This window comes from Ekhidna sp. ABH4_415 (assembly GCF_056161305.1).
The window spans coordinates 295992-318723 of record NZ_JBSWYW010000006.1 but is presented as its reverse complement, the minus strand read 5'-3'; the positions used below and the strand labels follow the sequence as shown (position 1 = coordinate 318723).

Genomic DNA, 22732 nt, shown 5'->3' with positions numbered 1-22732 from the left:
CATACACGAAACATTCAACCGATACCTTTGCGGAATTGAATAGATAAAAATAATTCGCATGAAATACGGACTGTTAGACCTACTTAATCTACTCGGAGCGCTAGGTTTTTTCATCTACGGGATGAAGGTGATGAGTGAAGGTATTCAGAAGGTAGCTGGCGCCAAGATGAGAACCATCCTCAGCTCAATGACTTCTAATCGTTTCAAAGGGGTGTTTACCGGATTTACCATTACCAGTTTAGTCCAGTCCTCTTCCGCAACAACAGTACTGGTTGTAAGCTTTGTAAATGCAGGGCTTCTTTCCCTCACTGAATCAATTGGAGTGATTATGGGAGCCAATATCGGAACAACGATCACAGCCTGGTTAATATCTATTGTCGGCTTTAAAGTAAAAATAGCCACCTATGCCCTTCCTATAATTGCTCTTGGCTTCCCTTTAATGTTTTTTAATAGGGAAAGACTGAAGTTCTGGGGTGAAGTACTGGTAGGTTTTGCATTACTATTTATGGGTCTTGCTCTGCTTAAGGATTCTGTACCTGACCTTAAATCAAACCCTGAAATCCTTGCTTTCTTAAGTCAGTACACGGATTTGGGATACTTATCTATTCTGCTATTTGTACTCATAGGTACTGGATTGACAGTGATTGTCCAGTCTTCCAGTGCTGCAATGGCACTCACTCTGGTAATGGCTAATAATGGATGGATTCCATTCGAACTAGCCGCTGCTATGGTTCTAGGTGAAAATATCGGAACAACTATTACAGCAAACCTGGCTGCATTGGTTGGAAATGTTCACGCTAAAAGAGCAGCACTCTCTCATTTAATTTTCAATATTTTTGGAGTGATTTGGATACTTATACTGATAAGGCCAGCATTGAATCTGGTTGATTGGTACCTTGTCTCCAATGGATCTGCATCTCCGTTTGTTACCGCTGCAAGCATACCTGTGGCGCTATCGCTTTTCCACTCCTCATTCAACATTTTAAATACCTTATTCCTTATCTGGTTTGTCAATTTCATTGCCAACACCGTAACGAAAGTGATAAAATCCACTGGCGATGATGAATTCCAGCTGGAGTACATCAGTACCGGTATGATGAATACCGCGGAACTTTCTATAGAGGAAGCGAGAAAGGAGACGGTGCGAATGGGTGGTATGACCAATAAGATGTCCAAACAATTTCAAAACCTGATTGTGGAAGACAAGCCTAAAAAGCAAAAGAAATTACTTAAGAAAATGAGGGATTATGAAGAGATGACTGACCGAATGGAACAAGAAATCTCTGAATACCTGATGAAAGTTACCTCCAGCGGAACATTGAGCGACACAAGTACAATTAGGGTTACCAGCCTTCTAAGTGCGGTAAACGATCTGGAGAGAATTGGTGATATCTTTTTCCAAATGTCAAAAGATGTTGAGCGTATTCTCAAAAGTGAGAAAAAGTTCAGAAACAAACAGGTCAAAAACCTTCAGGAAATGATGGCTCTTGTGGATGAAGCATTGGAAATCATGCTTGAAAACCTTGATTTAACAAAACATGGTAGTCTAGAGCCTGCTATGATAGTAGAGGAAAAAATTGATAAGCTTAGAAACTCGCTTCGAAAGGATCTCACTAAAGACATTGAGAAAGACAAATACGATCCACAAAGAGATGGATGGTATAAAGATCTTTTCCACTTGTGCGAAAAAGTGGGTGATCATGCAATCAACGTTTCTGAAGCCATGACTGGAGAGAAAGAAAGAGTGTTAAAGGAAGAGATGGAAGCTGAATGATGAGTGAGGTACTCTTGTCATCTGACATGGGAAAATACAATTATCAATCCATATCGAAAAAGACACTCGTCATCGTAGTGTCCATCTTATTTTTCCTGTTCGCGATAGAACTTCTGGGACTGTCATTAGCTGAAATGGCTGGGCCTTTTACGGATAGCATATCGGTGGTTACGGCGAATCCATTTATTGGCCTATTCATTGGGCTTCTTTCAACCGCATTGCTTCAAAGTAGCTCCACTACCACATCCATAGCGGTGGCAGCTGTAGCTTCCGGAGCAATCAGCCTTCAGAATGCCATACCAATTATCATGGGAGCCAATGTGGGTACCACGATTACAAGTACCATCATTTCCATGAGCTACATCTCCAAACAAAAAGAGTTTAGACGGGCTGTGGCAGCTGGTACTTCTCACGATTTTTTCAATATTCTAACGGTGCTTATTTTATTCCCACTGGAGGTGAACTACCGATTTCTTGAGAAGATCAGTGCCTCTATTTCATCGAGTATCCACATAACTGGAAGGTCAGGCATTGGCAGCTCTGGTGAGTATGGGTTTACTTCACTTTTTGAAACAAGTACCGACTGGCTTGTTTCAACCCTAGGGCCCATACTCTCTCTATTGGTCGGAGTAGTGTTGATCTTTACGTGTATAAAATTTATTTCTAAGTGGTTGTATAAAATCCTGATAGGTCGTGCCAAGGATCGATTCGAAAACGCAGTATTCAAGAACAAATACAGAGCATTTAGCTGGGGACTGATCATAACCTCAGTAGCCCAGTCAAGCTCATTAACTACCTCATTGATTGTTCCACTCGTAGCTACCGGCAAAGTGAAAATCAAAAAAGCTTTTCAATTTATTTTAGGCGCCAATATTGGTACGACAATCACAGCACTAATTGCAGCTATCTTTCAATCAGAGGCAGCCATCAGTCTGGCAATCGTTCATTTACTGTTTAATTTGATCGGTGTGATGGTATTTTTCCTGATTCCCTATCTTTCTAAAATACCTGTCTACCTGGCCAAGAAAATGGGTAGAGTCACGATGAAAATCAGATTGGTAGGTTTTGCCTACATCTTTATTGCATTTTTCTTGCTTCCTTTTACACTGATCTATTTCTCAAAATCAATTGAAAACAAGCAAGACCCTGTAGAAGTGACTTCTGAAGATTAGCTTTGTGAACAAACGAAGCTAATATGGCCTCTTCAGCAAGAAAAGTGATTGATAATATAGTAGAGTTCATCGAAGTAAAAACCGAGCAGATCAAGCTCCGAATTATCGCCCGTGTCGCTCGTATGCTATCTGGTGTGCTAGCTCTTTCTATAGCAGCATTGCTTTCCTTTTTCTTCTTATTCTTTCTCAGCTTTGCTTTTGCTGAGATGATCAACGCTGCATTGGAAAGTACATATTATGGATTCCTCATAATAGCAGGGGTTTACCTGCTTGTTATTATTTTGGTGTTTGCGCTGGTCAAAAGCAGAAAACTTCAGAAATGGATTGAAAAACTCATTGTTAAACTAGAAGAAGCCAAATATGAGCAAGAAAGGAAGCATTGAAGATCGAGTGAAAGCACTTTCCGAGCGGGAAGAAAAAATTAAGAGGCAGCTCGATAGCGACTCAGATGAAATGAAAGACAAGGCCATGCGTGTAGGAAAAATTGCGCTTGTAGTAGGGTTGGTAACGCTTGTTGGCTACTGGCTATTCAATGTTTTCTCTGACGAAGAAGAGGAAGAAGAGGAAAAGCCTAAAAAGAAGAAAGAGAAAAGAAAATCAAGTGATGGCACCACGTCACGAATCGCAACTTTACTTCTACCCTACCTGAATAAATTTCTGGATGGTGTTTTGGATGATGAAGAGGAGGATAATAAGACTGAGAAAAAAGAGATACACGAGACTGATTAAACGTTCATCAACGATTCTCTTCGACGCATTTTACCAGCCGGTATTCCAAACATCATTTTAAATCGTCTACAGAAATAGGCGGTATCCTTGTAGCCAACCTCTTTTCCAATGTCACGAATGCTCTTCTTGCTTGTGCGTAAGAGATTAACTGCCGCTTCCATTCTTTGGTACTCGATGTAATCTTGCGGATTGATGCCTGTAAGCATCTTGAAATACTGACCTACATAATCCTCTGAAACGTTTGCAACGTTTGCTAGAACCTTATTCGAGAGATCATCCGACAGATTTTCCTTAATGAAAGTGAAGATGTCTATGAGTCTTGGATCCTTAAAGTAAGTACTGTTAGTTGCCAGTTTTTCTACGAAAAGACTATTGTTTAAAATATACCTGATCAATTCGATCGTCATATTTTCAGTCAGCACCTTCACGATTCTATCCCTGCCAGGCATGCTGTCCTTTACTTCATCATTGATCTGCTTGATCAATCCTGCGAGCTTATAATTTTCATCAATTTTAAATGGTGGAATATCCAGTGAAGAAAAGAAGTTAACTGAATCAAAGGCCTTCGCATCGAAGGCCACATAACTATAGTGCTCATCGCTAACCGAATGCTCATTGAAGGACTTTAGAAACTGGTCTTTATTAGTCAGAAAATCATCTTTTGATAGGATGGTGGGCTCACCGGCACCATAACTCATGGATACTGGTCTCCCGCCTGGGACAAAGATCACATCCCCTTCGGAGGCTACTTCTTTTTCCTTTCCAAATTTGATTTCACCGCCCGTCACCAGCATCAGGTAGTTTTCTACCTCGTAGTTATTATCAATCGTTACGGGCTTCAAAATATTAATATTTTTAGCCTTCACGAATCGAATTTCTAATGACTCAATAATCTTGTTGTAGTCCTCCATTTATAAATAAAGCCGGTTAATCTATTAATAAATAGTAAAATAATAGGACGAATCTAATAATATTCGCCCTTAAAACCTAATAAACGAAGGGTGACCAGTTTTTCAGCTATTGAACTATTTCAATAAACCACGTGAGATGACGATTCGTTGGATTTCTGAAGTTCCTTCATAAATCTGCGTAATCTTAGCATCTCTCATAAGCCTTTCCACATGGTATTCCTTTACATACCCGTATCCACCATGTATTTGCACGGCCTCTACTGTTTGTTTCATTGCCACTTCTGAGGCATAAAGTTTGGCCATGGCACTCTCTTGAGAGAAGTCTTCTCCAGCATCTTTCTTTTGAGCCGCTTTCAGGCACAAAAGCCTTGCTGCCTCTATCTGAGTAGCCATGTCGGCAAGCTTAAACTGAATGGCCTGGTGCTTGGAAATCTCCACGCCAAATGCTTTTCGTTCCTGAGAATATTTTAGCGCAAACTCCATCGCTCCTGATGCAATCCCTAATGCCTGAGCAGCAATTCCAATCCTTCCTCCATTTAGCACATTCATGGCGAACGTAAAACCAAATCCATCTTCACCAATTCTATTAGCTTTAGGCACCTTCACATCCTGGAACATTAAAGAGTGGGTGTCACTACCTCGAATTCCTAGCTTATCTTCTTTCTTGCCTACGGTAAACCCTTCCATATCTCTCTCCACGATGATGGCGTTGATCCCTTTGTGCTTTTTCTCAGGATCTGTCTGTGCTATTACAATATAGAACGATGCTGAGTTTCCGTTGGTGATCCAGTTCTTTGTACCATTTAATAGGTAATAGTCTCCTCTATCCTCGGCCGTTGTTCGCTGGGAGGTTGCATCTGACCCTGCTTCCGGCTCAGACAAACAAAAAGCACCTATTTTTTGGCCGCTAGCCAATGGCTTCAGGTATTTTTCTTTTTGCTCTTCCGTACCATATTTCTCAAGCCCCCAGCAAACCAGGGAATTGTTTACTGACATACACACAGAAGTAGATGCATCAATCTTTGAGATCTCTTCCATGGCAAGGACATATGAAACTGTATCCATGCCACTTCCGCCATATTTCGGATCCACCATCATTCCCATGAATCCCAGCTCACCAAGTTGTTTTATTTGATCTGCAGGAAACTGCTGCTTCTCATCGCGTTCTATTACTCCTGGCAAAAGTTCTTTTTGTGCAAAATCTCTTGCTGCATCTCTAACTGCTAATTGCTCCTCGGTAAAGTTGAAATTCATCTGTCTTTGGATTATGGTTTATATAGAATTGGCCGCAAATATATTCATTGTTATGCATGCAGACTATCAACCAATAAAAAAGCCCCAGTGTTGGGGCTTTTCAATTAAAATTTTGATTTTTTAATCCCTGTTTCCGAGGAACAGCATGACATAGTACAGAAGTGTAGCTAGCGCACCAAGTGCAGCCACTAAATACGTAGAAGCTGCTGCATTCAACGCATCCTTGGCCATTCTATGCTCCCGATCATCTACAATGTTTCGATCTTGTATCCACGCCAGTGCACGGTTGCTGGCATCATATTCTACAGGAAGTGTCACAAAAGCAAAAAGTGTGAATACACTGTAGCAGGCGATGATCACCAACAATGCAGTTGTGGTATTCAGCATATTTAACCCAAATGCACCAATGAACATGGCTATGAATACGAAATTGATCACTTTGGCGCTAACATTTTGGACAGGCACCATCGCCGATCTAAACTCCAGCCAACGATAGGCTTTTGCATGCTGTACTGCGTGACCACATTCGTGGGCTGCTACAGCAGCGGCAGCAGCTGACCTTCCATTGTAAACTTCTTGACTCAGGTTCACGGTTTTGTTTGCCGGGTTGTAGTGGTCTGTGAGCTTTCCCTGCACAGAAGTCACGCTCACATCATAGATTCCATTGTCTCTCAACATCAACTCCGCAATCTCTCTCCCTGAGAGGCCCGAACCCAGTGTTACCTGTGAGTATTTCTTAAATTTATTTTTCAGCCTTGAGCTGACAGCCCAGCTGGCGATCATAAACACAACAATGATTACCAATAACATATTTCTATTCTTTTAATTCTTATTTAATACATCGGAATACGACAAAGTATCCATTGAAGTTACTACCATTTTCAGGCCAATTTTTGACTCTGTCAATTTGTCTCTTTCCTGACCGTTTTTCTCCTGATTACAAAAGAAATTATTAAAGCAATGCTGCCAAAAAGTGCGATTGCTAAGATTTGCGATGTATGTAATAGGGTAGCTAAAAACACCCCTGTAGTCTGGTCAATGGAGTAAAGTAAAAGCATGCCGGCAATCATTCCATGATAAGTGCCAAACCCACTTTGAACAGGTAGCGAAAGTGCGATCCCTCCTGTTATTAGCAACATAAACCCAGCGCCAAGACCTAAATGAGCAGTTTCCGGCAGTGAAAAGATGATGATGTAAGACATCAAGTAGTAAACCACCCATAAAACGATCGTGGAAACAACGAAACCTACAGGCTTTTTTATGTCTTTTAGTGAAAGAAATCCAGCAATGAAACTTTTAATCAACGCAGCGAATTTCCCCTTTAGCTGGTCTTGCCTTTTTATAAAAATGACCAATGCAATGACACCAATTGAAGCGAATGCTATCATTGCGATAACAACGTAAGCCGGAATTTGAAGGTCACTGTATGCTGTTCTGAGAAAGGTGAAGAGTCTGTCAGACTCAACAATCAGACTAATCAAGATTAAAACTAATAGGGTTAAAACATCAATAATGCGCTCTGTAACCACACTGCCCAAGGAGGATGGAACCGCTACATCATCATTTCTTTTCAGCACTCCACATCTGGTTATTTCTCCTAATCTGGGAAAAGCGAGATTAGCCAGATATCCGACCAATACGGCTAATGTGGTTCTGGAAGTTTTTAGCTTGTAACCCAGAGGCTCTAGTAGGATATTCCACCGGTAAGCTCTCGCAACATAAGCCACAATCGATAACAAAATGGAAGCAATAACCCAGGTGTAATCTACCGTTCTGGCTCTCTCCCAGAATTCCACCCACTCTATATTTCTGAATACTAAATAGAGAAGCATCCCAGCCAGACCTATACTGATCAGGGTTTTCAGGAGAATAATTAAGTTTTTGGACATTAATCTTAAGAACCTAACTTGTTCTTTTCATCAGGAAAAATAACGATAGGCTTGTGCTCACCAGCCTCTTTTTGATCGATAGAACAATAAGAGATTATAATAACCACATCTCCTACCTGAGCTTTTCTTGCTGCTGGACCGTTCAAACAAATCTGGCCTGATCCACGAACACCTTTGATCACATAGGTTTCCAATCGTTCACCGTTATTGATGTTCACAATCTGCACTTTTTCATTTTCCACCAAATTGGCAGCCTCCATCAAATCCTCATCAATGGTGATGGAGCCCACATAATGCAGTTCTGCCTCTGTGATTTTAACTCTGTGAATCTTGGATTTAAGTACCTCTATTAACATTCCCTGCTATTTGAGGCGCAAATATAAATTATCGATCAGTCTTACGCCCTCTACATAACCAGCAACACATACTGCAAGTTCGCTGAGCGTTGAATAATTATCGACAGGTGAAAGGTCATTGGGATCAACAGCTTCCAGATATTCTAATTCAAACCCTGCCTTGTTCTGATAAGTCGATTGGCACTCTACAAGAAGTTTATTTAGAGGTGTTCCATTCTCAATTCCAATTTTTATCTCATACAACCCTCTACTAATAACTGTCGCTATCTTAAGTCCATCAGATGAAAGTCTGCGATTTCTTGACGAAAGTGCCAATCCTGACTTCTCTCGAATCGTATCTACGCCCACAATCTCACAGGGAAAATTCAAATCCTGACACATTCTCCTGATCAGAATGAATTGCTGCAAGTCCTTTAGTCCAAAATAGGCCCTAACCGGATCAACCAGGTGTAATAATTTGCTAACAATGACACCCACACCCTCGAAGTGACCCTTTCTATATTTTCCTTCTAACCGCTCAGCCAAGGGGCCAAAATTGATCGTCACTTTAGGCTGTTCTGGATACAATATCTTTTCATCGGGTATAAAAACAAGATCTACATCATACTTTTTCAGTAATTCAATGTCCTCCTCGATGACCCTTGGGTATTTTTCCAGGTCCGATACATTGTTAAACTGAAGCGGGTTCACGAAAATGCTTACGACTGTTACATCGTTTTGCTCGGATGATTTTTTGATTAAAGCCAGATGTCCATCGTGTAATGCACCCATTGTGGGTACAAATCCAATGGATTGAGAATTTCTTTTATAACCAGAAATTGTGTCAGTAAGCTCGCTTAAGGCGCCAATTGTGCGCATAAAGTAGATTGATTTAAGCGGCTAACTTATTGAATGCGTTGATAATAAATCAAAAAAATGGTAAATTTGTGGTCATTTTTAAGGTCCCATCAAGAAATTAATCAAAAGCACTTATGGAAAACATTAGAATCCTCTATGTGGCTAGTGAGATCAATCCTTTTCTCAAAACCACAGAAGTAGCGGAGTTTGTGAGAAGGTTGCCCCAAGCTATGCAAGAGCGGGGAATGGAAATCAGGATTTTAGTTCCAAGATTCGGACTCATCAACGAGAGAAAGAACAGACTACATGAGGTAGTGAGACTATCGGGTATTAATATCGCGGTAGGTGACGAGGAAAAGCCATTGGTGATTAAAGTAGCGTCAATACCAAATGCTAAACTTCAGGTTTACTTCATTGACAATGAAGATTATTTTTATAGAAAATCAGTATTCTTCGATAAAGAGGACAACTTCTTTGAAGATAATGACGAAAGAGCGATCTTTTTCTGTAAGGGCGTTTTAGAGACAGTTAAAAAATTAGGATGGTCACCTGATATTATTCACTGTAATGACTGGATGACTAGTTTGATTCCTCTCTATACAAAAACAACTTACAAAAACGACCCTATTTACAAGGACTCTAAGACCGTTTTCACAATTTATAACAATCGGTTCTCGCACAAATTTGGCGATGACCTGTTAGAGAAGGTGAAAATGATCGATATTGACGACCAAATGCTGGATCCATTAAAAACGGCAGACTATGATGGTTTCGTGAAGCTTGGCATGCAATATGCAGATGCAGTAATCAATGCGAATGAGGAGAACACAGATAGCTTTAAGAAACTCATCGCAGATATCGGAGACAAGAAAACAGATACGATTGAGAAGGATGAAAATTTTGAAGAGTCTTACTACAACTTATACAATGAACTTATTGGCTAAGAAGCTCTCATTAAAAAATATGATTAAACCGGGATTGACATTTTTGATCCCGGTTTTTTTCGGCTGTGAAACACAAGACGACCTGGGTATAAAATACGACTTGGGGTCTGACGCCAATGTGAAATTTGTTGAATTCACACTTCCTGCAAGTAACGTTTATCTGGATAGTTTAAGGACAGACGGAGAAAACAGAATCCTGGTAGGAAGTTATTCAGACGCTCTCACAGGGTCAGTAAGTGCAGAAGGTTATTTTCAGTTTTTCTATGAGAAAGGACCATTGCCTAGAGGCGTTGACGATTCCGCAGATACACTTAAGCCAGATTCAATAGTTTTTATTGTTGAAGCAAATGCTATCATTCCTCAGAGTGGAAGTTCTTTTCAGGAGTTTTCTTTGTATGAACTTCAGGATAGTTTAGAAAGTAATGCAATTTACCTCTCAACCCTCAAGCAAAGCCTGGGGACAGAAATTGGTTCGTATTCAGGCCCAATAAATACTCTATTGGATACTATCTATAGTTTCCGGTTAGAAGATTCTTTTTCTGAAAGTTTCTTTGATCAAATAAGTGAAATTGCAAAGGATGCCGATAAAGTAATTGCTTCTACTACTTTCAAATCTTTAGGATTAATTCCTGGCTCAGCTTCAGAAAGTATAGCGTCTTTTGATCTTACCAGCGATACTTCAAGAATGATCATTTACTCTTCTCCAACTGATCCTGAAGCAAAAGACACAACTTACTTAACCTATTTTAGGTTTTCCGGAAAAAACTATACCTATCTAGACAGAGACAGATCTGGTTCCGAATTTGATGGCATTGGTGAGATGGAGGATTTTGTGCTTTCCTCAGGAAAAACCATCATAGATCCTCTGTCTGGATTAAGCACCGCTTATTCTGTAACTGAATTAGAAGATTTTTTTAATGAAAACAGAAATATCATTATTAACAATGCTACTATTTCATTTGATTTTGAACCAGAAAATAATCGAGATACACTAGTGAATTTCATAAGCTTCTTGCGTAAAGAAGATAAGAGCATTTTTGGTCCTGCCTTGGTTAGCAATTCTTTTGGAAACATTGTCATGACAGACAATGCATACCTAAGCTCAAACTCAGATCCGGCAAGTGGAGTCCTTAATGAGGATAAAGACAAAATCCTTAAATCATCTACGCTATTTTATCAACAGCTTTACAGGGAATACTTAAAGGGAGATAGTCTGGCGTTCTTAGTACCAACTAATGGAAAAATTAAATCCATTGATGAAATGGTTCTAATGAACCGCATTGATGTCACCCTGCAGCGAACCATTTTTAAAGAAAATGGTCTTATATTAAGATTATACTATACGGAAGTTGATCAATAAAGCAAACGTCTATGTGCGGAATCGTCGGTTACTTAGGTGAAAAAAAATCCTGTCCTATATTAATAAATGGTCTGAAAAGACTTGAATATCGCGGTTATGACAGTGCTGGAGTAGCCATTATTGAGAACGGAGACTTAAAAACTTACAAGAAGCAAGGTAAGGTTGTCGATTTGGAAAACATTCTTCCTGATAATTCGGCAACCATAGGTATTGGGCATACTCGATGGGCTACTCATGGAGAACCGAATGACGTGAATGCTCACCCTCATGTTTCCAATAGTGGAAACCTGGCTATGATCCACAATGGCATCATTGAAAATTATGGATCCCTAAAAGCCGATCTCACAAAACGAGGATTTACGTTTCAGAGTGAAACTGACACGGAAGTTTTCGTCAACTTTATTGAAGACATTCAAAAAAGTGAAGGGTTGAAACTGGAGGATGCACTTAGAATTGCTCTATCTAAAGTAGTAGGTGCTTATGCAATTGCGATCATCTCCCGAGAAAATCCAAATAAGCTGGTTGCCGCCAGAAAAGGTAGTCCTTTGGTGTTGGGGCTTGGGAAAGATGAGTTTTTTCTTGCATCAGATGCCACTCCAATTATTGAATATACAAATGAGGTTGTATATCTCAAGGATGAAGAGATTGTTGTTATGGAAGATGGAAACTATTCCATCAAAGACTCTAAAGACGTATCTCAAACACCTTACATACAGAAGCTTGAATTGGAGCTCGAAGCAATAGAAAAAGGTGGGCATGAGCATTTCATGCATAAGGAAATATTCGAGCAGCCCATCTCCATTGCCGACTGCATGCGTGGAAGATTAAATGCTGATACTGGACAGCTCACGTTGGGGGGAATCAGGAATTATGCCAAGGCACTCGAAAATGCAGATCGTATTATCATCTTAGCATGTGGTACTTCATGGCATGCAGGACTTGTCGCAGAGTACATCTTTGAAGATCTGTGCAGGATACCCGTAGAGGTTGAGTATGCATCAGAGTTTCGCTATAGAAATCCTGTTATCAAAGAGGGAGATATAGCTATAGCAATTTCTCAATCTGGAGAAACTGCGGACACGCTTGCGGCCATTGAGCTTGCTAAAAGCAAGGGAGCTATTGTTTTAGGGGTAGTTAATACTGTAGGGTCATCCATTTCTAGAGTATCACATGAAGGAGCCTACCTTCACGCCGGCCCAGAGATTGGTGTTGCTTCTACAAAAGCTTTTACAGCTCAGTTGACTGTCCTGTACATGATTGCCCTTAGAGCGGCACATAATAAGGGAACAATCACCGAAAGCAAATACCAGGAACTTCTAAGAGAACTAAGTCTTATTCCTGGTAAGGTGGAAAAAGCACTGGAATCAAATGATAAGATTGAGCACATTTCCGACATGTTTAAGGATGCCAAAAACTTCCTTTACTTAGGAAGAGGCTACAATTTCCCTGTAGCTTTGGAAGGTGCGCTTAAACTCAAAGAAATATCATACATCCATGCCGAAGGGTACCCGGCTGCAGAGATGAAGCACGGACCAATTGCACTCATTGATGAGAACATGCCAGTTGTTGTCATCGCAACAAGAGATAGCAGCTACGACAAGATTGTCTCCAATATACAGGAAGTAAAAGCGAGAAAAGGAATCATCATAGCAATCGTCACAGAAGGAGATGCTTTAATTCCTGAAATGGCCGATTTTACTATTGAAGTGCCGTCCACGCATGAGTCATTAATGCCGCTTGTATCAGTTATTCCACTCCAACTCCTTAGCTACCATATAGCTGTTATGAGAGGAGCCAATGTAGATCAGCCGAGAAATTTGGCAAAATCCGTGACTGTAGAATAACTTGGCACTCATGAAGGAAATTATCAACTCACCCAAAGCACCAGCTCCTATTGGCCCTTATTCACAGGCAGTTAAAGCTGGTAGCACTCTTTATGTTTCAGGGCAAATTCCGATAGATCAAAGTACTGGTAACTTAATTAAAAGCTCAATAGAGGAGGAAACCGAGCAGGTCATGAAAAACCTTGGTTACATTCTCGAAGAAGCCGGCCTTACTTTTGAAAATGTTCTAAAGTGTTCCATTTTCGTTTCCGATATGGGTAATTTTTCCCGGATCAATGAAGTTTACAGTCGATATTTCACGGAAAACCCTCCTGCAAGGGAAACAGTTGAGGTAAGTGGCCTTCCCAAAGGAGTGAATGTGGAAATCTCCTGCATCGCGACTTTCTAAGAATAACTTCCATTACTTAGCTTTCCACCTGTTGATTCTTATTTTTGCGCTCCAATCAAGCATGAGATGGAAAACGTAAGAGTAAGATTTGCACCTAGCCCTACCGGGGGATTACATATTGGCGGAGTAAGAACAGCCTTGTTCAATTACCTTTTTGCCAAAAGAAATAACGGTACGTTCATTCTTCGAATAGAAGATACTGATCAAACCAGGTATGTAGAAGGTGCTGAGCAATACATTAAGGACACGCTTGACTGGTGTGGCATCAATCCGGATGAAGGCCCTGAGCAAGGCGGTGATTTTGGCCCTTACAAACAATCTGAAAGAAAAGACATCTACAGGCAGTATGCCGAAAAGCTTGTATCAGAAGGAAATGCCTACTATGCTTTTGATACTCCTGAAGAGTTGGAGGCCATGCGAGAACGACTCAAAGAACAAAGAGTTGTAAATCCGCAATATGATACCATTACGCGAACAACTATGAAAAACTCGCTCACACTTTCCGAAGAGGAAGTAAAGCGAAGAATTGACAATGGTGAACCCTATGTTATTCGGATTAAGGTTCCTAAAAAAGAAGAAGTAAGGCTTAATGATATGGTTCGTGGATGGGTAATGGTCCACACAGAAGTATTAGATGATAAGGTTCTAATGAAATCAGACGGAATGCCGACTTATCATCTTGCCAATATCGTAGACGATCATTTGATGAAAATCACACATGTGATTAGAGGTGAGGAATGGCTTCCATCGGCCCCTTTGCATGTGCTTTTGTATCGATTTTTAGGATGGGAAGAAGAAATTCCCCGCTTTGCGCATCTCCCGTTGATTCTAAAGCCTGATGGAAATGGTAAGCTGAGTAAGCGTGCAGCAGATAAAGCAGGCTTCCCTATTTTTCCATTGAATTGGAATGATCCGGAATCAGGAGAATTATCAACAGGGTTTAAGGAAACAGGTTTTTTACCTGAAGCTTTGATCAATTTCCTGGCATTCCTCGGCTGGAATCCGGGTACCGAGCAAGAAATTTTCTCTCTTGAAGAATTAGTAAATGAATTCTCAGAACAGCGAATTAATAAAGCAGGAACCAAGTTTGATTTTGATAAGGCAAAGTGGTTCAATCAGCAATACATCAAAGCAACTGACTCCAACGTCTTTGCAGCAGATCTGGTTAAAGCGTTTGATCAACGATATGGAATCGAGTGTCCATCAGAGCAAGCCATTCAAATTATTGATTTGTTAAAAGAGCGCGTAACGTTCCCTCATGAGTTTGTTGAGAAGGGATTGATGATTTTCAAAGCACCCGAATCATTCGATGAAAAAGTGGTTCGGAAGAAGTGGAATGAAGATACACCGAAAGCACTTACCCTTTTTGCAGAAAAGCTATCACAACAAGAAAATATTTCATCAGAGTCGGCCAAAGAGCTTTTCTGGAAAACCCTTGAAGACGAAGGATACAAGCCTGGGCAGTTCATGCAGACGCTTCGTTTGACACTTACTGGAGAAGGTTCAGGTCCAGATTTAATGACAATCATTGAGATATTAGGAGGTGAAAAAGCGGCCGAACGAATCAAATCTTCTATTGATGCGTTAAGTACCTAAAACATATATTATGAGTAAGAAAGACAAAGAAAAGGCACGCGTACATAAGGATTTAGATGGTCTGGAACTTAACGTTGACTCCTTTGGGGAAATTTCGTCTAGTATGCCCATTGACAAACTGAATAAGTTCCTCAACAAAAATGTGGATGACAAAAAACTGAAAGATCGTGACGATCTGGATGAACTGAAGAAAGACGAGTAACACATTTCTACCCTCCATTGCTATTGACTAATTTCGCACCCATTCTAAAAATGGTGATATGACGAAAATTGGTATTATTAAGGAAGGTAAAATTCCAATAGACCGAAGGGTTCCCCTAACCCCACAACAGGCAAAGCAACTAAAAGAAAACTACGATGTTGAAGTAGTTGTACAATCAAGTGATATTCGATGCTTTACAGACGATGATTACAGAAATGCTGGTCTGTCCATCGTAGACTCTTTGGATGACTGTGATATCATTTTGGGAGTAAAAGAGGTGCCGATTGAAAAGCTGATCCCTAACAAAACGCATTTCTTCTTTTCACACACCATTAAAAAGCAAGATTATAATCGAGACCTGCTGCGTGCAATTCTTGAGAAAAACATAAAACTGATCGACTGGGAAACACTCACCAATGAAAGCGGGAATCGTGTGATTGCCTTCGGTCGGTGGGCTGGAATCGTTGGAGCTTACAATGGATTATGGACTTTTGGAAAACGATACAACCTGTTCAATCTGAGACGTGCCCACGAATGCTTTGACTATGAGGATTTAAAAACAGAATTTAAGAAGATCAACCTGCCAAATATTAAGATTGCATTGACGGGGGGTGGACGTGTGACGAAAGGTGCCATGGAAGTATTGCTTGGAGCAGGAATCAGCCAGGTTACTCCTCACGATTACTTGACAAAACGTTTTGATGAGCCCGTTTTCACTCAGCTTAACTCACGGGACTATAATAAACGGAAAGATGGAGGAGAATTTCACAGGAATGAATTCTACAAAAATCCAGAACTATATGAGGGAGATTTTCTCAAATACACCAGAGTAACAGATGTCCTTGTAGCATGTGCTTTTTGGGATCCAGCTGCACCCGTATTATTTCATAGGGAGGATATCATTAAAGATGATTTTGACATTAAGGTAATTGCTGATATCACATGCGACATTGAAGGTTCAATCCCTTCAACTAAAAAGCCAAGCACCATCGATGACCCGATCTATGATTACAACCCAAGTGATGATGAGATTGAACAGCCACTTACCGATGAGGGTAATGTCACCGTGATGGCTGTAGATAACCTGCCATGTGAGCTCCCAAGAGATGCCTCCCAAAGCTTCGGAGATCAATTCCTTGAAAATGTAGTGGAACACCTGTTGGGTAAAGATGATAAAGGAATAATTAACCGAGCAACCATTACCGAGGCAGGAGCTTTAACAGAAAAGTATGGCTATCTGCAAGATTATGTAGACGGAAAATAAAAAACCATCCCTTGCAATAAGGGATGGCCTTCATAACTTTTAACATTTATTAGTTTTCAAATTCAGCAAAAATTGCTTCGATTTCAGCCAAAACAGGCTCCAAAATCTCTTCAAGATTTTCTTTTGATCCATCTGAATACAGTACATACGCTACATAATCTTCATGTCCTGTATCGACCTCTTCCAACTCAAAAATGATTTCTCCAAGCTTGGAGTCATTGCTGTATAATGCCAAATCAATAAAATCATTGGGATCAGCATCCATTCCGATTTCTCTCACATCTACATTTCCAGCAATTTTCAAAGTTCTATAACTAATGCTTCCCTCAAAATAGACGGGCTCCTCTTTGGTATTGTCTTCGAACTGCACATCCAAATCGATACCAATGATCAGCTCTTCATCTATGTAAATAGTGCTTAATAAAGAAGCAGATGTAGCAAATGTGTCATCGAATTTGATTGTGAAAGTGAAAGGCTTAACAAACAATGATACATCGGCCTCTTCTGGCATGCCTTCACTAGACCAGTTAACGTTAAAATTCAGCTCGATATAGGTAACATCGTCTACTTTTAAATAGCCAACGATTACTGATGGCACTTCATGTTCAACTACAAACCCATCATCCGTTTTTGTAATTGTTACAAATTGAAGATCAGATATTTTTAACTCTGCATTATTTGTTGCAGATCCTTCCGTTGGAAATTTAACTATGAAATATTCAGATGCTTCCTTATCGAATTCCTGAGTGGTAGGATTCCACTCATATAATCCTTTTAAGTCATCAAAGGATTGCGTTCCGTTATTGCCAGTTCGTACGGCAGGACCATTTACAAAATATTGAACAATAAAATCTAGTCGTTCCTTCGTCCAGGCCTTCTGGTCCATTCTTCCACCTATTACCGTAGAACCTTCTATCAATACGGCAAGGTCAGTAATAGCTGTAACTCCCTCTGACTCAACAAGTGATACCACATCGTTAGATAATTGATCCGCAGAGGCATTGATTACCTGAGAAGCTTCTTCAGCATTTAGGTCCACATTTTTTTCATCATCATTCTGACAGCTTGTCAAAACAGATAACCCAATAATGGATATCGTAATTAATTTTTTCATAATAGTCCCTATTATCTTTTATAAAGATTGAATGTAATTATTTGGATAGGCACATAAAAAAAGCCAGACCCCTAAGTCTGGCTTTTTATTTATTTTTTGTTCGATGAACTAGCCATTCATGCTGACAAGGAACTCCTCATTGTTAGCAGTTCCTTTCATTTTGCTTAGTAAGAATTCCATCGCTTCATTGCTATTCATATCAGCCATGAACTTACGCAGAATCCATACTCGGCTCAGTTCTTCTTTATCCATCAGTAGGTCTTCACGACGCGTACCTGAAGCAGGAACGTCGATAGCAGGGTATACTCGCTTGTTGGATAGTTTTCGATCCAATTGAAGCTCCATGTTGCCCGTTCCTTTGAATTCCTCAAAGATTACTTCGTCCATTTTAGAGCCCGTTTCAATCAATGCAGTTGCGATGATGGTCAATGACCCGCCATTTTCCACATTTCTTGCTGCCCCGAAGAAACGCTTAGGCTTATGAAGCGCATTCGCATCCACACCACCAGAAAGAATCTTACCAGAGGAAGGAACTACAGTATTATGTGCTCGTGCCAATCGAGTAATTGAATCCAAAAGAATCACTACATCGTGACCACACTCAACCATTCGCTTCGCTTTCTCCAGCACCATATTAGATACTTTCACATGCTTATCCGCCTGCTCATCAAAGGTAGAAGCAATCACCTCTCCTTTTACTGATCTGGCCATATCTGTTACCTCCTCAGGACGCTCATCGATGAGCAGTACCATCAGGTAACATTCAGGATGATTCTCTGCAATAGCATTGGCTACATTTTTCAATAGCACCGTCTTACCTGTTTTAGGCTGTGCTACAATCATACCTCTTTGTCCTTTACCAATCGGAGAGAAAAGATCCAGAATCCTCGTGGAGTAATTATCAGGCTTGGTACTAAGATTTAGTTTTTCTTGTGGAAACAATGGAGTCAGGTATTCAAATGCAACCCTATCTCTCACCTCTTCAGTTGTCTTTCCATTTACTGACTCAACCTTAAGTAAAGCGAAATACTTTTCACCATCTTTAGGTGGTCTGATCTGACCTTTCACAGTATCTCCTGTTTTCAGACCAAATAATTTGATCTGTGACGGAGAAACATAAATATCATCCGGGCTAGCCAGGTAGTGATAGTCGCTTGATCGAAGGAAACCGTAACCATCTTGCATGATTTCGAGTACTCCCTCATTCTCAATGACGCCATCAAATTCTTTGATTTCCTCGTTGTAGGCTTCTTTCTTTTTTCGTCTCTCCTCTCGCTCTGCACGTTGATTTTCTCTTTCCTGACGTTCTTTACTGTCACCTTCACGCTTATCCTTGTCATCAGACTTCTTGTCATCAGATCGTTTACGATCAGGTCGATCTTTGCTTTCTTTTTTATCTGACTTATCGTCTTTCTTGTCAGCGTCAGGCTTCTCCTTCTTAGGTGATTCTTTTTTGGCTCGAGGCTTTTTCTCCTCTTTGGCTTTTGGTTCCTCTGCCAATGCACCTCCCAATGTTTCGCTCTTAATTTTTTTTATTTCGCCTTCTGGCATGCTGGCTTGTTGGTCAAGGATCGCGTAGATCAGATCCTGTTTTGCCAGCTTCTTGTAGTTCTTAATTCCTAGTTTCTCTGCTATCTCCTTCAATTCGGATAGCAACATGACACTAAGATCATCTAGTGTGTACATAACTGTGTATAAAAGTGGGTTTCAAAATTTGTTTGTAAAAATGATTCCGAAGAATTCGTGGTAATCGCTAGTTAGCTTTTGTTAAAGCAGAAAAACCCGGATGAGTTTTTCGTGGATTGCTTCGCAATGATAGACCATCCACCACAATATCACAAACATCAACTAAAAAATTACCTTTTATTCATTCGGGTGCTATTTCAAAACAAAATCATTTTTCTTTGCGTCCGAATTAAATTCATGATGCCATGTTGCAAGTTTCTATCATAGAGAAAGATTTTGATCGTTGTGTAAAAGGGTTGGAAAAGCGCGGAATTAAAGGAGCCGAATCACTCCTCAAAGATGTTCTTCGCTTGGATGAAAGCAGAAAAAAGGTACAAGGAGAATTGGATGAAGTTCTGCACGAATCAAATAAACTGGCAAAGGAAATAGGACAACTATTTCAACAAGGCAAACGAGAGGAAGCTGAGGCAGCTAAGGCTAAGTCAACTGAGCTGAAACAGAAAAGTAAAGAGCTTGGTGAAGAAATGAACGGAATTGAGCATTCGCTCACTAAGCACTTATACAACATCCCAAACATTCCTCATGAGTCCGTGCCTGCCGGTAAGACTGATGAGGACAATGAAGTGGTGAAGCTTGCTGATGAAACCATACCAAACCTTGGGGATCATAAAAAGCCTCACTGGGATCTAATAGAAGAGTTTGATATCATAGATTTTGAACTTGGCAATAAGGTGACCGGAGCAGGTTTTCCTTTTTATAAAAAACAGGGAGCACGCCTGGTTAGAGGGATGATCAACTACTTCCTGGACAAGGCGATAGAAGCAGGATATGAAGAGGTATTGCCACCGGTAGTAATCAATGAAGCATCAGGTTTGGGGACAGGACAACTACCAGATAAAGAAGGGCAGATGTACCACATGGAAGCAAATGACCAGTATTTGATTCCTACTGCCGAAGTGCCGATTACAAACATGTACCGGGATGTGATCCTAAAAGCAGATCAGCTTCCGATCAAGCACGCCGGACACACACCTTGTTTCCGTCGAGAGGCTGGATCATGGGGCTCACACGTTCGTGGCTTAAACCGTCTACATCAATTTGATAAAGTGGAAATTGTTCAGGTGGTGGAGCCTTCTAAATCATATGAAGTTCTGGATCAGATGGTAGTTCATGTTGAAGAAATAATTAAATCCCTCGGGCTTCCCTATAGAATTTTAAGGCTATGCGCAGGAGACCTTGGCTTTACCTCTGTACTCACGTATGATTTTGAGGTTTTCTCAGCAGCTCAGGAAAAATGGTTAGAAGTTAGCTCGGTATCAAATTTTGAAGCTTTTCAGGCCAACCGGCTTAAACTCCGGATCAAGAATAGTGACGGAAAGAAAGAGCTGGCACATACACTAAACGGGAGTGCATTGGCCTTACCAAGGATTATAGCTGCAGTGTTGGAAAACAATCAGGCAGATGACCATATCAAAATGCCAGAGGTGCTACATCCATACCTTGGATTCAAGGAGATCCGTAATCATTAATTGCTTCTGAGATAAAGAGGGTTGATTTTTTAATCATTATATTTCATAGTCACATATATAAGCTATGAAGAAATCCACTTGTATTGACAATCAGGGCATGGTGTGATAATCTTAACGGTAAAGCGAATTGAACTTCCCGAAGTAGCCAAGAAGAAGATGTGAATTCATTTTATAAATTCAATCAAACCCATAATTCTACTGGCAAAGGGCTTACCTTTTTGTGTCCTGAAAACAGCTCATAATGTCACTTAACTTTTATTAACAGTAAATAACATATGTTAAGGTTGATAACATATTGATTTCGTTTTATAAACATGATTTTTGAAAAAAAAAATCGATGAAAACCTACTTACTTTTTCTTTCCATTCTTTTCAGTCATTTCACATTTAAGGGAGATGATCATGTTTACAACACCCTGACTTTCGAAAAAACAGAGTATGGATTAATATTTACTGAAATAACAGTAAAGGGAGAAAAAGTAAAGGCAATGATTGACTTTGGAGACCCACATTCTTTGATGCTTGCGCATTCCTTTGCCCTAAAAATGGGCATCAAAATGAATGATACAGGAAGCCAAATCTCAGACATAAATGGAAATAGATATTCGCTCTACAAAGGTGAAATCCCCTACTTGCAGATAGGTGATAAAGATTACAAGAGTTACCATTTTCACTCATCACCAAATGAAATTGAGAATGTTTCTAATCAAATTCAGATGGAGTTTCAGGCAGTTGTAGGATGGGGATATGTTTCAAAGAAACCTTTTACCATTGACTACAAAGCCGGAAAAATTATACTATTTCATCAGCTACCAGAAAAGAAGGTGGATTTCGAGCTTCCTTTCGACAATTCGGATGGCTATTTAATTATTCCTGCGATAATGGAAGATCAGCCCATTAACCTGCTTGTCGACACAGGATCTCCAGTTACTGTGCTTGACGCAACATTAAAATCAGAGACCAATCAGTTGTATTTGGCCGGGACCAACGTCACCCCCAGCCAATTATATTATGAAGATCTTTCAAGTTTGGCTGGCCTGGCAAATGGGTTGCTAGGTGGAGACCTACTCTCACGGTACACATTGCTTGTGAATCCGTCAGAAAACAGCATTACCTTCACCAATAAATCAATCGAATGATAACAATAAGAGAAGGCAAACAGGATGATTTACCCCATATTCTGGATTTAATCAAGGAATTGGCAGTATATGAAAAAGCCTTGGACCAGGTTGAAAATTCTGTTTCAAAGATGACGACAGATGGCTTTGGCGATCATCCTGTATTTGGATTTATTGTCGCCGAACAAGAAGGAAGAATAGTTGGCACTTCCATTTATTATTACAGATACAGCACCTGGAAAGGCAAGCGTCTTTACCTGGAAGATTTAGTCGTTACTGAATCTAAGCGAGGAGTTGGTGCGGGGAAGCTATTATTTGAAGCAACACTTGAAATAGCACGAAAAACAGATTGTACCGGAATGATGTGGCAGGTGCTTGACTGGAACGAGCCAGCCATAAATTTTTACAAAAAATACAAAACCCGGTTTGAAGACAATTGGCTGAATTGCAACATTGACTTTTAAACCTCTTCGAGCACCGTTCTGAATGCTGCCATTTTCGTACCGTAACGAATAATGGACTTTTTCTGGATTTTAGGCGCCACAGTATTTAGGTAGGTTTCCAGGTGTCCCAATGTTTCTGCCATATACTGGATAGCATAGGTTGCTCCGGTATCATCCTGACCTTCAGACAGCATCTTCATCATCCGATATTCCTTAAAAAAACCTGTATCCATCACCTCTGGAATGTGGGTTTCTTTCATCCATCCGATCCAGTCATCTTCTACATCGGCATCTATATTGACAGTAACATTGTATAAAATCAT

The 22732-nt window shown here is 40.3% G+C and carries 23 protein-coding genes; 14 read left to right on the top strand and 9 right to left on the bottom strand.

Annotation, left to right across the window (positions count from 1 at the left end; translation table 11 throughout):
- The first annotated feature begins 58 nt into the window (after positions 1–58).
- From ACXAH9_RS12680 to ACXAH9_RS12665, 4 genes are read left to right on the top strand one after another with little or no spacing between them, the layout of a single operon-like run.
- Complete coding sequence (locus tag ACXAH9_RS12680) at positions 59–1774, top strand: Na/Pi cotransporter family protein (protein WP_349563713.1); 1716 nt, start codon at positions 59–61, stop codon at positions 1772–1774.
- Entirely contained in the window at positions 1774–2946 is a 1173-nt protein-coding gene (locus ACXAH9_RS12675) for a Na/Pi symporter (protein ID WP_474895229.1), read from the top strand. Before ACXAH9_RS12680 ends, ACXAH9_RS12675 begins: the two co-directional genes overlap by 1 nt.
- 23 nt (positions 2947–2969) lie before the next feature.
- Complete coding sequence (locus ACXAH9_RS12670) at positions 2970–3329, top strand: phage holin family protein (protein ID WP_474895228.1); 360 nt, start codon at positions 2970–2972, stop codon at positions 3327–3329.
- Complete coding sequence (locus tag ACXAH9_RS12665; RefSeq protein WP_474895227.1) at positions 3307–3675, top strand: hypothetical protein; 369 nt, start codon at positions 3307–3309, stop codon at positions 3673–3675. The genes ACXAH9_RS12670 and ACXAH9_RS12665 overlap by 23 nt, the downstream gene beginning before the upstream one ends.
- Here the strand turns inward: ACXAH9_RS12665 and ACXAH9_RS12660 are convergent.
- From ACXAH9_RS12660 to panC, 6 genes are all read right to left on the bottom strand, one after another.
- Positions 3672–4586, bottom strand: coding sequence for an AraC family transcriptional regulator (locus ACXAH9_RS12660; protein WP_349563717.1), 915 nt, complete (start codon positions 4584–4586; stop codon positions 3672–3674). The two genes, ACXAH9_RS12665 and ACXAH9_RS12660, sit on opposite strands and share 4 nt — an antisense overlap.
- Positions 4587–4700: 114 nt before the next feature.
- Positions 4701–5840, bottom strand: coding sequence for an acyl-CoA dehydrogenase (locus tag ACXAH9_RS12655; protein ID WP_474895226.1), 1140 nt, complete (start codon positions 5838–5840; stop codon positions 4701–4703).
- Between the two features lie 120 nt (positions 5841–5960).
- Positions 5961–6650: a zinc metallopeptidase gene (locus tag ACXAH9_RS12650; protein ID WP_474895225.1), complete on the bottom strand. Its 690-nt coding sequence runs from the start codon at positions 6648–6650 to the stop codon at positions 5961–5963.
- Between the two features lie 92 nt (positions 6651–6742).
- The gene (locus ACXAH9_RS12645) at positions 6743–7729 is read right to left on the bottom strand and encodes a lysylphosphatidylglycerol synthase transmembrane domain-containing protein (RefSeq protein WP_474895224.1); all 987 of its coding nucleotides are present in this window, start codon (positions 7727–7729) and stop codon (positions 6743–6745) included.
- 5 nt (positions 7730–7734) lie between these two features.
- Positions 7735–8085 carry an aspartate 1-decarboxylase gene (gene panD / locus ACXAH9_RS12640; RefSeq protein ID WP_349563721.1) on the bottom strand — a complete coding sequence of 117 codons (351 nt, stop codon included), beginning with the start codon at positions 8083–8085 and terminating at the stop codon, positions 7735–7737.
- A 6-nt stretch (positions 8086–8091) separates the two neighbouring features.
- Positions 8092–8943 (bottom strand): pantoate--beta-alanine ligase, encoded by an 852-nt coding sequence (gene panC / locus ACXAH9_RS12635; RefSeq protein WP_474895223.1) that lies wholly within the window; start codon positions 8941–8943, stop codon positions 8092–8094.
- A gap of 113 nt (positions 8944–9056) precedes the next feature.
- Here panC and ACXAH9_RS12630 point away from each other — a divergent pair, with 113 nt between their 5' ends.
- The 7 genes from ACXAH9_RS12630 (at position 9057) to ACXAH9_RS12600 (ending at position 16520) form a co-directional block, all read left to right on the top strand.
- Positions 9057–9866, top strand: a complete 810-nt coding sequence (locus ACXAH9_RS12630; RefSeq protein WP_474895222.1) for a glycogen/starch synthase — start codon at positions 9057–9059, stop codon at positions 9864–9866.
- Entirely contained in the window at positions 9814–11226 is a 1413-nt protein-coding gene (locus ACXAH9_RS12625; RefSeq protein ID WP_474895221.1) for a hypothetical protein, read from the top strand. The genes ACXAH9_RS12630 and ACXAH9_RS12625 overlap by 53 nt, the downstream gene beginning before the upstream one ends.
- An 11-nt stretch (positions 11227–11237) precedes the next feature.
- Positions 11238–13070 carry a glutamine--fructose-6-phosphate transaminase (isomerizing) gene (gene glmS / locus ACXAH9_RS12620; protein WP_474895220.1) on the top strand — a complete coding sequence of 611 codons (1833 nt, stop codon included), beginning with the start codon at positions 11238–11240 and terminating at the stop codon, positions 13068–13070.
- Positions 13071–13080: 10 nt separating this feature from the next.
- Positions 13081–13458, top strand: coding sequence for a RidA family protein (locus ACXAH9_RS12615; protein WP_474895219.1), 378 nt, complete (start codon positions 13081–13083; stop codon positions 13456–13458).
- Positions 13459–13524: 66 nt separating this feature from the next.
- On the top strand, positions 13525–15054 hold the full coding sequence (gltX, locus tag ACXAH9_RS12610) for a glutamate--tRNA ligase (RefSeq protein ID WP_474895218.1): 1530 nt from the start codon (positions 13525–13527) through the stop codon (positions 15052–15054).
- Positions 15055–15064: 10 nt separating this feature from the next.
- Positions 15065–15256 (top strand): hypothetical protein, encoded by a 192-nt coding sequence (locus ACXAH9_RS12605; protein WP_474895217.1) that lies wholly within the window; start codon positions 15065–15067, stop codon positions 15254–15256.
- A 58-nt stretch (positions 15257–15314) separates the two neighbouring features.
- Complete coding sequence (locus ACXAH9_RS12600) at positions 15315–16520, top strand: NAD(P)-dependent oxidoreductase (protein ID WP_474895216.1); 1206 nt, start codon at positions 15315–15317, stop codon at positions 16518–16520.
- 49 nt (positions 16521–16569) lie between these two features.
- Here ACXAH9_RS12600 and ACXAH9_RS12595 read toward each other — a convergent pair whose 3' ends face one another.
- Together ACXAH9_RS12595 and rho are read right to left on the bottom strand one after the other, a co-directional pair.
- On the bottom strand, positions 16570–17634 hold the full coding sequence (locus tag ACXAH9_RS12595) for a hypothetical protein (RefSeq protein ID WP_474895215.1): 1065 nt from the start codon (positions 17632–17634) through the stop codon (positions 16570–16572).
- Between the two features lie 108 nt (positions 17635–17742).
- Complete coding sequence (rho, locus tag ACXAH9_RS12590) at positions 17743–19320, bottom strand: transcription termination factor Rho (protein ID WP_474895214.1); 1578 nt, start codon at positions 19318–19320, stop codon at positions 17743–17745.
- Between the two features lie 245 nt (positions 19321–19565).
- On the opposite strand from rho, the gene serS reads away from it, so the two are divergent.
- From serS to ACXAH9_RS12575, 3 genes are all read left to right on the top strand, one after another.
- Positions 19566–20849 (top strand): serine--tRNA ligase, encoded by a 1284-nt coding sequence (serS, locus tag ACXAH9_RS12585; protein ID WP_474895213.1) that lies wholly within the window; start codon positions 19566–19568, stop codon positions 20847–20849.
- Positions 20850–21186: 337 nt separating this feature from the next.
- Positions 21187–21987, top strand: coding sequence for a pepsin/retropepsin-like aspartic protease family protein (locus ACXAH9_RS12580; RefSeq protein WP_474895212.1), 801 nt, complete (start codon positions 21187–21189; stop codon positions 21985–21987).
- Positions 21984–22430, top strand: a complete 447-nt coding sequence (locus ACXAH9_RS12575; protein WP_474895211.1) for an N-acetyltransferase family protein — start codon at positions 21984–21986, stop codon at positions 22428–22430. Before ACXAH9_RS12580 ends, ACXAH9_RS12575 begins: the two co-directional genes overlap by 4 nt.
- Here the strand turns inward: ACXAH9_RS12575 and ACXAH9_RS12570 are convergent.
- Positions 22427–22732 (bottom strand): DUF4286 family protein, encoded by a 306-nt coding sequence (locus ACXAH9_RS12570; RefSeq protein ID WP_474895210.1) that lies wholly within the window; start codon positions 22730–22732, stop codon positions 22427–22429. The two genes, ACXAH9_RS12575 and ACXAH9_RS12570, sit on opposite strands and share 4 nt — an antisense overlap.